Origin of the sequence: Ponticaulis sp. (genome assembly GCF_029210165.1) — a bacterium.
Lineage (GTDB): Bacteria > Pseudomonadota > Alphaproteobacteria > Caulobacterales > Hyphomonadaceae > Ponticaulis.
In genome coordinates this window covers 420168-432254 of sequence record NZ_JARGNT010000002.1, presented here as the reverse complement: position 1 = coordinate 432254, position 12087 = coordinate 420168, and the positions used below count along the sequence as shown (strand labels likewise).

Sequence of the window (12087 nt, the reverse complement as noted above, 5' to 3'; positions counted from 1 at the left end):
CTGATGCGAATTATGGTTGGTTTGTCAGATAGTGTGTCGGAATAGAATGTCATTGGAGCAAGGGTCGAAACCGGAGTTTGATGCGTTTTGTGCAGAGGTGCGCGGTTGTCGGGTGTGCCTGGAGTCGAAGAATCCTCTGCCGCATGAACCGAGGCCCGTTTTGCAAATTCATCCCGAAGCGAGTTTGTTGATCGCGGGGCAGGCGCCTGGAAATCTGGTCAATTTGTCAGGTCGCCCGTTCACCGACCCGTCCGGTGACCGTCTGCGTGACTGGATGGGGATTAGCTCGGACATTTTCTACGATGCTTCGCGTGTCGCGATCGTTCCGATGGGCTTCTGTTTCCCGGGCTACACACCTAAAGGCGCAGATAAACCGCCGCGAAAAGAATGCGCCTTGACATGGCGTGAGCAAATGCTCACATACTTGCCGAAGATCAGAACAACGCTTCTGATTGGTGGGTATGCCCAGAAGTGGCATTTAGAGGATGGATTTAAGGGACGCGTTACGGATACGGTTGAGAACTGGCGGGCTTATGCGCCGCGTCACTTCGTTCTGCCGCATCCTTCATGGCGAAACAATGCATGGCTGAAAAGACACTCATGGTTCGAAACAGATTTGCTTCCCGAGCTGAGAAGGGCGGTGCAATCGGCGCTCGCCTGAACGCTGCCCTTATTCTGATCCTTACCTCGATTTTGAGCGGCTGTGTCAGCCATCTTTATCCTGAGTTTCCTGAGGAACGTATCGCTATGCCGCATTTTGATCTGGACCGGTCGCGTTTCGTCTCATTCGACGGTGCTGAGCTGGGCCTCACGGTCTGGGGAGGTCATTTATCTGAGCCGGAACATGTTGTTGTAGGTATTCATGGCATGAATGACTACGCGAATGCTTTTCATATGGCGGGCCCATGGTGGGCGGAGCGTGGGGTTCTGACCTACGCCTATGATCAGCGTGGATTTGGCAGGTCGCCCAACCATGGTCGCTGGCCGAATGAAGACACTATGCGCGAAGACCTTCGCACAATCGTTCGCGCTGCGCGTCAGGCGCATCCTGAGGCGACGCTGACCGTTGTTGGTATCTCGATGGGCGGCGCAGTTGCGATGTCTGTTTTCGGGGCTGAGGGTGCACCCGATATAGATCGCTTGATCCTTTCGGGACCGGGACTTCGCGGCATGGGCGCCATTCCATTTTATCAGAAAATTGCGCTGCAGCTGGCAACGCGTGTCCGTCCGAACTGGGTTGTAACGCCGCCGCGCCGGTTCGTTCGCATTGAGCCGTCGGATAATGTTGAAATGCTTGAGCGGACATGGTCGGACCCGCTTATGCAGCGCGAGAACCGGATCGATCAGGTTTATGGCGTTGCCCAACTGATGGAGACAGCACACCAGCGGGCTCAAAACCTGCCCGAGAGGACTTTGCTCCTGTACGGTGCGAAAGATTATGTGATCCCGCCGTCTGGCGTAGAACGCACGGCTCAGGTGCTGCCGTCACATGTCCGCACGGCCTATTATGAAAACGGCTATCATATGCTGATGCGGGACCTGCAAGCAGAAACGGTCTGGCAGGATCAGCTGGCCTTTATGATTGATCCGGAATCATCGCTACCATCGGGCGCGTCTGCATTGCCCTGGATCGCCGAAAACTGATCCTGGCAGAAGCCTGATGTTAACCATTGTATCATAACCAATAAGTTGATCAGATAGATTCGGGTGAGCCTGCACTTATGGTGGCTGCGCTGAAAAAATTAACCGGCGATGATCTTGCAGGGCGGTTTACCGCCTGGTGGGATGGTCGTGAGTATGTTCCTTCCGGCGATGCTGAGTCCGAAGACTCTGAAGCTGCGCCCGTTGAAGCTGAAATTCCCGAAATCGAAAAAAAGCCGAAAAGCACTGATGCGTTGTCTCCTGCAGCGTCTCGCATAGCCGCGATTGAGACTGTCTGGGGGGAGGGCCGTTTCGGTCCCGGAAGCGCTGAAATCGAAGCGCGTCTGACCGACAGTCTCGGAGCGATGGAGAATGGCTCTGAAGATCAGTTTGGCGTCATCAATTCAGACCCGGCAACTGTGCGCCATATAATGGGCGTTACTGGGGGAACACCGGTCATCTCAGAGTGGCGCGTACCTTGCGCAGGGCGTTTCCGCGAAGAATTTCCTGACTTTGAGATGATGAATGGCGATCTAGATCGCCCGCCATTCCAGGCTGAATCGCTTAAATTGATGTTCAGTCAGGATGCGTTCGCTTACGCAGATCACAAGTCCGGTCTCGCTGTACGCGTGTTCCGGAGCCTGAAGCCGGGTGGCCAGTGGGTTATTCTGGATACGCTGCGCGGCACGTCGACGGGGCGTCTGGCACCTGCCTTTGCCTCATCATGGAGTGAGCCTCAGCTCGTTGATAGCCACGAGATTGCGGAAATCTGCGAAGGAGCTGGTTTCGAACTCGTCAGCGACGAAGATGACCTGACAGGCGATGTCGTGCACGCGGCGCGGCAATCGTTCGACCGGTTCGGGCAGGACTTGTCAGCGCGTCTGGCAGGCAAGCTGGAGCAGGTGAATAAAGTCGTCTACATGCAGGAACTGGGCTGGGAGGCTGAAAGCTGGAAGTGGCGCCAGCGGGCTCTTGCTGGCGAATTGCTGCAGGTGAAAATGTGGAAATTCAGGCGCCCGGCTGAATAGCCTTCTGTATTGGCAGTTTTAGGGTTGTTTAATCCCTGTTTAGCTGTAACAGCGCAATAATAGTTCTCGCAATCGCTGAGGTAAGCCATGTTTGATCTGCCGTCATTTGATGCGCATGAAGGCGTCCACGTATTTCACGACGACAAGACCGGACTTCGTGCCGTTATTGCAATTCACTCAACGGCTCTTGGGCCTGCGGCAGGTGGATGCCGGATGTGGGACTATGTGGACAGTCAGGCAATGGTTCGCGACGCGCTGCGGCTGTCTCAGGGTATGTCTTATAAGAACGCGATGGCTGACCTGCCTCTGGGCGGCGGTAAGTCTGTGATCTGGGGCAACGCAAAGACGGATAAATCTCCAGACCTGTTTCGTGCATTCGGACGCGCGGTTGAGTCGCTTTCAGGAAATTACTGGACCGCGGAAGACGTAGGACTGACGCCGCAGGACCTGGAATATGCACGTGAAGAAACGCGGTATGTGGCAGGCCTGACGTCTGGCGCTGCGGCGAGTGGCGATCCGTCTCCGGTAACGGCTGAGGGCGCTTATCGCGGTATTCGTGCGGCGCTGCTGGCAGACACCGGATCTGACGAACTGGAAGGTCGCTCTGTTGCAGTTCAGGGTGTCGGTCATGTTGGTGCGAACATTGTCCGCAAGCTTCGCCGTGCAGGCGCTACGGTTTATATCGCAGACATTGCTGCTGATGCAGTCTCCGACCTCGCCGACGAAACCGGTGCAATTCCTGTAGGTGTCGATGAAATCCTGTTCCGTGAAGTTGATGTGGTGTCGCCGAACGCTCTCGGCGGCGTTCTGAACTCGGACACGATCGCCAAGCTTAATTGTCAGATCGTAGCCGGTGCAGCGAATAACCAGCTTTTCGCCCCCGAGATGGGTGATGAACTGGCTTCGCGCGGCATTCTTTATGCGCCTGATTACGTGATCAATGGCGGTGGTATCATCAATGTCGCCGCAGAAATTTCCGGCAACTACGATGAAGCCTGGGTGGAAAACAAACTGTCGTCTCTGATCGATACATTGCGTGATGTGTTCGAGCGATCTAGGTCCGAAGGGCGCGCGACACACAGAATTGCAGACGAAGTTGCAAGATCCCGCATCGCGGCAGCGCGTAGGTAAATTCACCTATATTTCAGGTCGCTTGGGGGAGTTTTATACCTGAAATTTGGGCAAGCACGCTAAATTGCGTAGCTGTTTACAGTTAACAGCGTCGATTTTGCTGGAATTCATGAGAGGAATGAATAAGCTTCATAAAGGCTGGGCGGAAGACCTAGGGGGGACACAATATGTCGGATGTGATTGTCCATGTATCAGTTGGTGACAATCAGACTGAAAGCAAATTCTTCGCAGCGATTGATGCGTTCGCACGCCAGCGTTTCGGCGTAAAGAACACTCACAGCGATGAAGCGCCGGATATCATGGTTAAAACGATCCATTCCGGACAGAGTATCCGGAAGGCGATAACGTTTCAGGACCGCGAAACGGCAAGCGAATTTCTGAATTTCTGGCGCAGGCAGTAAAGCCTTACACTTTGTATACAGTGCTGTACTAAAGGTCTCGTCCGGAGTGCTTCGGACGGAACGATTTAAATATTTCAATCTTTACTGATATGATTGCTCTAGTTTCTGCTGATTCGGGAGGCGGATGTGCAATCATTTGCCCGTAATACAGGCACCATGCTCGACGCATCTGATCTGCTCGATGCTATGAAGCCAAAAGTCAGACTCAATATCGTTTTGATTGAGGATGACGCACGCGATGCTTTGCTCTTTCAGGAGCAATTGAGAAGAGCGTCATTTATGACGCCCGAGGTGACTCACTTTACGAGCCTCGAAGCCTTCTTTGAGTCGAATTGTGATAGTCCGGACGTTCTGGTTCTGGATCGCTTTATCCAGCGTGTAGGGCTCACAGAAGGACGTATCCGTCACGTGAAAGCGCGATATCCCGAGACGGGAATCATCATGTATACCGGTTCTATTGCTCCGGCTCTGCGCTCTATCGCGGTGCAGGAAGGTGCGTTTGCGGTTGTTGAGAAGGGAAGCCTTTCGCTGACCGAACTCGAGCTTCTGATCATGACGACCGCGTATGTAGGTTCTAAGATCACAAACTAATTAGTTCCCGTGAAAAAGCGTCGAGACGGCAAGTATTTTCGCTATTCGTGATAGTTTGCTCTCTTCAAAGGCTTCCCTTTTGCTCAAAAATTTGATGCAAGCTGTTTGAAGATTGACGTGACCGACACAAGTCACGCATCGAGAAGAACAGAGCGCAGTCTGCAGGGAGAGCATGATGAACTTTATTGGTGAACCAACCGAAGACCAGTTGGCGATTAAAGATGCCGTGGAGCGTACTTGCTCTCAGTTCGACGATGAGTACTGGCGGGAAATAGACGAAACGGGCAACTGGCCGGAGGCTTTCACTAAGGCTATGGCCGAAGGCGGCTGGCTGGGTGTTGCTATGCCGGAAGAGGTCGGTGGTGCTGGTCTCGGCCTGACTGAGGCATCTATTGTGATGCACACAGTCGCGAGATCCGGCGCAGGCTTTTCCGGTGCATCTGCGATCCACCTCAATATTTTCGGTCCAAAGCCGCTTGAGATTTTCGGGTCTGACGAGCAGCGAAATGTGCACCTGCCGAAGATTATCTCTGGTGAGCAGAAAATGTGTTTCGCTGTAACCGAGCCGAACTCTGGCCTCGATACGTCAAACCTTGAGTCCAAAGCAGAGAAGCAGCCAAACGGCGATTATAAGCTGTACGGCCGTAAAATCTGGACGACGGGCGCACAGCGCGCGGACAAAATCCTGATCATCGCGCGTACAACGCCAAAGGATCAGTGCTCCAAGCCATATCTTGGTCTGTCCCTGTTCTACACCGATTTTGATAAGGTGAAGGCTGGCGCGACGCCAATCCCGAAAATGGGTCGTAAGGCGGTCGAGTGTAACATGCTGTTCTTCGACGGTTATGAGATTCCAAAAGAAGACCTGATTGGTGAAGAGGGGCAGGGCTTCAAATACCTGCTTCACGGTCTGAACCCGGAGCGTGTTCTGTTTGCAGTGGAAGCTATTGGCCTTGGTCAGGCAGCGCTGGCAAAAGCAACTCAGTACGCGAATGAGCGCCGCGTGTTCGGCCGGGCGATCGGTCAGAATCAGGGCATTGCGCATCCACTTGCTAAATCCTGGGCGGAACTCGAAGCGGCTGAGCTGATGGCTTACAAAGCTGCTTCCAAGTTCGACCAGAAGCTGGATTGCGGCGCGGAAGCGAATGCGGCGAAATATCTGGGCGCTGAGGCTGGCTTCAAAGCGTGTGAGACGGCGGTTCTGTCTCATGGCGGGATGGGCTATGCGCGCGAGTATCACGTTGAGCGCTATATGCGCGAAGCGATGCTGGCTCGTATCGCACCGGTCAGCCGCGAGATGATCCTCAACTACATCTCCGAACGCGTGCTCGGCCTGCCGAAGAGCTATTAAACGACATCCTCCCCTCTGCCGGGATAATTGCCGGCAGGGGGACTTATCTTCTCTGTAACGTGTGCCAGAATTCTGCACACTGAGGTTTCTTTTACCGACAATAAGATTTAAGCAGCCTGTTCACAGATTGAGCAGGAGTTCGACTTGTCGGCACAAACTCAGATTCGACGCAAAACCGTCCGTGATATCGCCAAGGCTAAGGGCGGTACCCCGCTCGTATGTCTGACGGCCTATGATGCGCCGCGAGCAGCGCTGATCGACGAGCACGTAGATGTCATTCTCGTTGGCGACAGCGTGGGCATGGTCGTTCACGGGCTCGATTCTACTGTCGGCGTGACGATGGATATGATGGTGCTGCACGGGCAGGCCGTAATGCGCGGCGCCAAGCAGGCTTTCGTCGTCGTCGATATGCCGTTCGGCTCTTATGAAGCGAGCCCAGTTCAGGCGTTTGAAAACGCGTCACGCATTATGATGGAAACACGCTGTCAGGCTGTGAAGCTGGAGAGCGGCGTCTATGCAGGTGAGACCGTGCGTTACCTTGTTGAGCGCGGCATTCCTGTCATGGCGCATGTCGGCTTGCGTCCGCAGGCGATCAACGTGGATGGCGGCTTCAAAGCCAAAGGCCGGACAGATACAGAGCGTGAGCGCGTCATCAACGAGGCGCGAGCCGCTGAAGAAGCAGGTGCGTTCGCTGTGGTTGTGGAAGGCGTGGCCGAAGACCTGGCTGCGGAACTGACACAGGAACTTAGCATTCCGACAATCGGGATTGGTGCGAGCGCTAAATGCGACGGCCAGATTCTCGTAACAGAGGATATGCTGGGTCTGTTCGAATGGACGCCAAAGTTTGTACGCCGCTATGGAAATGTGAAGGGTGAGATATCCTCTTCGGTTGAAAAATACGCCGAAGAAGTGCGCTCCAGAGCCTTTCCGGGCGAGGCAGAAACCTATTCGCTGAAATCTTAGAAATCTTTAAAGTGAAGACGCGTTGAAGAGTGGGCAGACACCCGCTAATGTCTCGCCGCAATGTGAATTTTCCGGGGTAACCGTGTGAGTGATATTTTCGAAGAAGTCGATGAGGCGTTAGCCCAGGACAAAAGTCTTCAAATCTGGCGTGTTGTGCGCCCGTTTGTGTATGGCGGTGTTGCTGTGCTCGTTATCGGTGTCGGCGCATGGGAATTCATGAAGTGGCAGGGCGACCAGTCTCAGAATAATGAGGCAACGGCGTTCTATGCTGCCCAGACGGCGCTGGAAGCGAATGACTATGTCGCGGCTGAAGCCCTTTTCTCTGAAATTGCAAACTCTGACAGCGCATATGCGACACTCGCGGGCCACTATCTGGCGCAGGTTGAGCTTTCAGGACTTGGGGACCGTGCCGCAGCGATCGAGGCGCTGGATTCAGCTGCCGGTCAGGATGGGCCGATGGCAGATATTGCGCTGATGAAGTCAGCCTATTTGCAGGCAAACACGCTCTCCGTTGAAGAACTTGAGACAATGCTCGCGCCAATTCTGGACTCAGATGGCATGACGCTGGTTTTCCTCGCAGAAGAACTTATCGCGTCTCGCGCTTATCAGACGGATGATCTGGCAGAGGCGCGCCGTCGTTTTGAAATGATTTCTTTCTCACTGGATGCCTCCGATGGCGTTAAGCAACGTGCACAACAGGCACTTGCTGCGCTCGATACCCTCGCACAGCTCGACGGCACTAATCAGACAAACGGGGTGACCCAATGAAGACCCAATTTAAACTTGGCGCCCTGACACTGTCGGCGCTGCTTCTGGCATCCTGTTCTACCATTGATAACTTCAACCCGTTCAGCGGCGGCGGCAATGATGACGTCGACACTGTTGATCGTGCGGGTCGTATCGCGATGGTCTCAGCTGTCACCGAGCTTGAGCCTGATCCAGCGCTCGTAGCGACGGCGATTATTCTGCCGGACGCTCTGCGTGTGGATTCATGGAGCCAGGCCGGTCGTGTGCCATCAAAGGTCACGGGGCACGTCGCGGGCGGTACGGAACTGGAAGTCGAATGGCGCTGGACGCGCGGTGAAGGCGCTGACCGTAATCACGCGCTTACCGTTCCACCTGTTGCAGCGAACGGACGTATTTTCGTTTTGGATTCACATCAGACGGTTCACGCAATCGACGCAGAAACCGGTCGTTCGCTTTGGGACGTTGAGCTTGAGTCAGACCATAGCCGTGACAGCCGTGCATTTGGTGGCGGTCTTGCCGTTGCCGGTGACAAGCTGATTGTTTCATCTGGCTTCGGTTTCGTCGCTGCGCTTGATGCTGCGACGGGTTCAGAGATCTGGCATCGTGCGACCGAGGCACCGATTACGGGTTCGCCTTCAGTGCTTGGCGAGCGTATTTTCATCGTTTCCAACAATAACGAGTTCTTTGCCATGTCTCTTGAGACTGGCGAAATTCAGTGGACCGACCAGGCGATTGCGGAAACAGCTCGTGTGCTTTCGTCTCCGAGCCCCGCAGCCGTCGATGATGTTGTTGTGACGCCTTATTCCTCTGGCGAAGTCATCGCGTATCTTCCTGCCAACGGACGCCGCCTCTGGACAGACTCTCTCACGCGTGCAGGCCGGTTCACGCCGATCTCTGCGATCAACGACATTGCATCACGTCCCGTTCTGAATGCCGGCCTCGTTTATGCGAGCAGCCAGTCTGGCGTGCTTGCCGCGATTGATGGCCGTTCAGGAACACGCGTCTGGGAACTGCCATTCGGTACGACGCAGGCACCTGTGATCTCAGGCGAATTCCTCTTCGCAGTCGGCGTGAATGGCCAGCTCATTTGCGTTGAAGCGATTACAGGCCGTGTGGTCTGGACAGAGCAGCTTCCAAACTTTGAAGACATGGAAGACCGTGAAGACCGCATCAGCTATGCTGGACCACTTCTGGCATCTAATCGTCTTGTAACTGTATCGTCTGACGGACGCATTTCAGCGTACTCTCCGCAGACAGGTGAACTCATTGAAGAGCAACAATTGATTCGTGTTGGTCGATTTGGCGCAGATGCGGGCTTTTTCCTTGAGCCAATTGCGTATAATGACCGCATTCTTGTTCTCGCAGATGACGGAACACTGTTCTCTATAAGGTAATATAACCCTATGCCCCTGAAAGTGGCCATTGTCGGCCGCCCGAACGTCGGGAAATCTACGCTCTTCAATCGCCTGGCTGGACAACGCCTGGCGATTGTTGATGACCAGCCGGGTGTAACAAGGGATCGACGCGAAACGCCGGCGGAACTTGCCGGCATGAAGCTTTTGTTGATCGACACCCCGGGATTTGAAGACGTTCACGACACATCGCTTGAGGCTCGTATGCGACAGCAGACCGAGCAGGCGATCAAGGAAGCCGACGTTTCTCTGTTTATCGTTGATGCCCGTTCTGGCGTAACTCCGCTTGATGAGCGGTTTGCGGAGCTATTGCGCCGGGCTGACAAGCCGGTGGTTCTGGCCGCTAACAAGTGCGAAGGCAGACAGGCTGAAGAAGGCCTGATGGAAGCGTTTGCTTTGGGCTTTGGTGAGCCGGTTGCGCTTTCAGCCGAGCATGGCGAAGGCCTCGCTGAGCTGTTCTCTGCTATCGTGCGTGAAGTACCTGAAGCCAAAGATCAGGAAGAAGAGATCATTGAGCGTGAAGCGCCATTTGATCCAGACGCTGAGGAATTGCCTCCGCCGCCAAAGATCGCCCGCCTCATTGTAGTCGGCCGTCCGAATGCGGGTAAATCAACGCTGATCAATCAGTTGCTTCAGTCAGACCGTCTTCTGACAGGGCCTGAGGCCGGCATCACCCGCGACTCGATTGAAGTCGCGTGGGAATATGAAGGCCGTACAATCAAGCTGGTCGATACGGCCGGTCTGCGTAAGCGCGCGAAAGTGCATGAGTCGCTTGAGAAAATGTCCACATCGGACACGATCCGATCTATCCGGTTTGCGGATATCGTTGCGCTGGTGATGGATGCGCGCGACGCCTTCGAAAAGCAGGATCTTCAGATTGCTGACCTTTGCGTTCGCGAAGGCCGTGGCCTCGTCATGGTGATTTCCAAATGGGATCTCGTCGAGAACCCGGATCAGTATGCGAAACATTTGCGGGAAAAAGCTGACCGACTGCTGCCGAACGCTAAAGGTGCGCCGGTTGTGTTCCTGTCAGGTCTTACAGGTAAGCGTATCGACCGGATGATGCCTGCTGTTATGCAGACATTTGATGACTGGAACGCGCGGGTCAAAACCAAAGACCTCAATGACTGGCTTCGCCATGTGGTCGAGCGTCACCCGCCACCATCTGTGCACGGCAAGCCGATCAAACCGAAATATATGAGCCAGATCAAAACGCGTCCGCCGACATTCGTGCTTATGGCGAATCGGGGCGAGAACATGCCGGAAGCCTATAAGCGCTATCTGGTGAACGGTCTGCGTGAAGCATTTGACCTGAAAGGCGTGCCGATCAGGCTTTATGTCCGCCAGGGTAAAAACCCTTACGCGGATAAAGGCTGAAAAGGGTGATTCAGGCTTAATCTCCCTCTTGCATTTGAGTTCGCATAACTTTAGAAGACGCGTTCTTAAATGTGCCGCCTTAGCTCAGTAGGTTAGAGCGCTAGATTGTGGATCTAGAGGTCCCCTGTTCGAACCAGGGAGGCGGTACCATCTTCTTCAACATTTTTAGTTCCTATGGGCTTTCTTTGAGAACGTCTTCTACTCCGTTGTTGGAATTGCGATCGATAAATTAATTTACGGTTGCATGAGGAAGCTATTACTCTGCTTAAGGCTCTAAGAGAGAGGAAGCAGAATGTTTTATGAGTTTACAGCCTTCGATACCGGGCTCCCGCTTCTGGTGCATATCGATCAGATAGTATCTGTTCAGCCTGATGCCCAAAGCGACCGTTTCAGTGCGATCGCGCTGGCTGGCGCGCCTGACAACCTCATAAAGGTGAATGATGTTTATGCTGAAATCGTTCGCGTGCTAGATGGAGCGGGGAAGTGTCTTTCGCCGGTGACGATGCACGGCGTGAGCGTCAGTGATCATCCGCTTCCAAGCTGAGGTGCTTTCAATGTCTGCAGCAGAAAAGCAGAAGCGCGGTTTCTGGTCTTTGATAACAAACGGCTCGATCATCATTCACCTGATTGTTTCAGCGGTCTGGCTTGTTTGCGTGTGCGGTGGCGTCTGGTGGTTTATTGGCATTGATCTTGAGGCGCCACTTCGTCCGAACGAGATGGGTGATTTTCTTGCGGGTGCGTTTTCGCCGCTTGCATTTTACTGGCTGATCGTCGGCTACTGGCTGCAGCGTCAGGAGCTTCAGGAGACACGGAAAGAGATTCAGCGTCAGGCGGATGCCATGACCGACCAGACTGGATATCTCAAGGATGAACTTGAGCTCCGGATCCGGCTCGCTGATGAGGCCTCGGCTAAATCTCGGATTGATGCTGCGGAAGCAAAGATCAAAGCGTTGTTGAAGAGGATCTCCAAATGCCTTCCGTTAACATTGCCAAACGGCGTTGTAATTGAGAAGTTTCACTACAACAGCGGGTTTCCGCCTGTGTCGGGTGTTAAGGATGACCTGCTAAAAGCAAGACTTGATTTCCCTGAAGGGAGGGAAGCTTTTTCTCGCGAGATCACATACAGAGTGGTTTTGAACCTATCTGTGGTGTATTTTGAGGCACAAGTTTTTTATCGCGATTTGTGCAAAGAGGTTCAGGAAATTCAGAGGCTCAGCGGTGACGGTTATGAGGCCATGATTTCCCGTCATTATTTGCTGAGAAGTTGGAGAGATATTGAGGTTGTTGCCCGGCTGTTATTCCATTCAGTTGATCGGTCTGCGATGTTGCAGGCTTTGGCTGAGTTGAAGGCGCAAGAAACAGCGCGACCTGAATCTTCCTAACGTTATGCAATCATTCTTGAGTGCGTTGGCAAATAGCGACCAGGCTGGGGAGGCGGTATCATC

The 12087-nt window shown here is 53.9% G+C and carries 13 protein-coding genes and 1 tRNA gene; all 14 read left to right on the top strand.

Annotation, left to right across the window (positions count from 1 at the left end):
- Positions 1–160: 160 nt before the first annotated feature.
- The 14 genes from P1U45_RS14015 (at position 161) to P1U45_RS13950 (ending at position 12024) form a co-directional block, all read left to right on the top strand.
- Entirely contained in the window at positions 161–661 is a 501-nt protein-coding gene (locus tag P1U45_RS14015) for a uracil-DNA glycosylase family protein (protein ID WP_301059641.1), read from the top strand.
- Positions 583–1644 (top strand): alpha/beta hydrolase, encoded by a 1062-nt coding sequence (locus P1U45_RS14010; RefSeq protein ID WP_301059640.1) that lies wholly within the window; start codon positions 583–585, stop codon positions 1642–1644. Before P1U45_RS14015 ends, P1U45_RS14010 begins: the two co-directional genes overlap by 79 nt.
- A gap of 77 nt (positions 1645–1721) precedes the next feature.
- Positions 1722–2669 (top strand): class I SAM-dependent methyltransferase, encoded by a 948-nt coding sequence (locus tag P1U45_RS14005; protein ID WP_301059639.1) that lies wholly within the window; start codon positions 1722–1724, stop codon positions 2667–2669.
- An 87-nt stretch (positions 2670–2756) separates the two neighbouring features.
- Complete coding sequence (locus tag P1U45_RS14000) at positions 2757–3800, top strand: Glu/Leu/Phe/Val dehydrogenase dimerization domain-containing protein (protein ID WP_301059638.1); 1044 nt, start codon at positions 2757–2759, stop codon at positions 3798–3800.
- Between the two features lie 167 nt (positions 3801–3967).
- Positions 3968–4201, top strand: coding sequence for a hypothetical protein (locus P1U45_RS13995; protein ID WP_293608206.1), 234 nt, complete (start codon positions 3968–3970; stop codon positions 4199–4201).
- 126 nt (positions 4202–4327) lie between these two features.
- On the top strand, positions 4328–4792 hold the full coding sequence (locus P1U45_RS13990; protein ID WP_301059637.1) for a response regulator: 465 nt from the start codon (positions 4328–4330) through the stop codon (positions 4790–4792).
- Positions 4793–4967: 175 nt separating this feature from the next.
- Positions 4968–6143: an acyl-CoA dehydrogenase family protein gene (locus P1U45_RS13985; RefSeq protein ID WP_363258647.1), complete on the top strand. Its 1176-nt coding sequence runs from the start codon at positions 4968–4970 to the stop codon at positions 6141–6143.
- A 144-nt stretch (positions 6144–6287) separates the two neighbouring features.
- Positions 6288–7106, top strand: coding sequence for a 3-methyl-2-oxobutanoate hydroxymethyltransferase (gene panB, locus P1U45_RS13980; RefSeq protein WP_301059636.1), 819 nt, complete (start codon positions 6288–6290; stop codon positions 7104–7106).
- Between the two features lie 84 nt (positions 7107–7190).
- A complete protein-coding gene (locus P1U45_RS13975) occupies positions 7191–7874 on the top strand; it encodes a hypothetical protein (RefSeq protein WP_301059635.1) in 684 nt (227 codons plus the stop codon).
- A complete protein-coding gene (locus P1U45_RS13970) occupies positions 7871–9247 on the top strand; it encodes a PQQ-binding-like beta-propeller repeat protein (RefSeq protein WP_301059634.1) in 1377 nt (458 codons plus the stop codon). Before P1U45_RS13975 ends, P1U45_RS13970 begins: the two co-directional genes overlap by 4 nt.
- A gap of 9 nt (positions 9248–9256) precedes the next feature.
- Positions 9257–10642, top strand: coding sequence for a ribosome biogenesis GTPase Der (gene der, locus P1U45_RS13965; RefSeq protein WP_301059633.1), 1386 nt, complete (start codon positions 9257–9259; stop codon positions 10640–10642).
- A 73-nt stretch (positions 10643–10715) separates the two neighbouring features.
- Positions 10716–10792 (top strand) — tRNA-His (locus P1U45_RS13960).
- A 142-nt stretch (positions 10793–10934) separates the two neighbouring features.
- A complete protein-coding gene (locus tag P1U45_RS13955; RefSeq protein ID WP_301059631.1) occupies positions 10935–11186 on the top strand; it encodes a hypothetical protein in 252 nt (83 codons plus the stop codon).
- Between the two features lie 10 nt (positions 11187–11196).
- Entirely contained in the window at positions 11197–12024 is an 828-nt protein-coding gene (locus P1U45_RS13950; RefSeq protein ID WP_301059630.1) for a hypothetical protein, read from the top strand.
- Positions 12025–12087 lie beyond the last annotated feature (63 nt).

Excerpts from the sequence above, each read along its gene's own strand:
- P1U45_RS14010 (WP_301059640.1), top strand. The coding sequence starts at position 583 with ATGGCTGAAAAGACACTCATGGTTCGAAACAGATTTGCTTCCCGAGCT.
- P1U45_RS14005 (WP_301059639.1), top strand. The coding sequence starts at position 1,722 with ATGGTGGCTGCGCTGAAAAAATTAACCGGCGATGATCTTGCAGGGCGG.
- P1U45_RS14000 (WP_301059638.1), top strand. The coding sequence starts at position 2,757 with ATGTTTGATCTGCCGTCATTTGATGCGCATGAAGGCGTCCACGTATTT.
- P1U45_RS13995 (WP_293608206.1), top strand. The coding sequence starts at position 3,968 with ATGTCGGATGTGATTGTCCATGTATCAGTTGGTGACAATCAGACTGAA.
- P1U45_RS13985 (WP_363258647.1), top strand. The coding sequence starts at position 4,968 with ATGAACTTTATTGGTGAACCAACCGAAGACCAGTTGGCGATTAAAGAT.
- P1U45_RS13970 (WP_301059634.1), top strand. The coding sequence starts at position 7,871 with ATGAAGACCCAATTTAAACTTGGCGCCCTGACACTGTCGGCGCTGCTT.
- der (WP_301059633.1), top strand. The coding sequence starts at position 9,257 with ATGCCCCTGAAAGTGGCCATTGTCGGCCGCCCGAACGTCGGGAAATCT.
- P1U45_RS13955 (WP_301059631.1), top strand. The coding sequence starts at position 10,935 with ATGTTTTATGAGTTTACAGCCTTCGATACCGGGCTCCCGCTTCTGGTG.
- P1U45_RS13950 (WP_301059630.1), top strand. The coding sequence starts at position 11,197 with ATGTCTGCAGCAGAAAAGCAGAAGCGCGGTTTCTGGTCTTTGATAACA.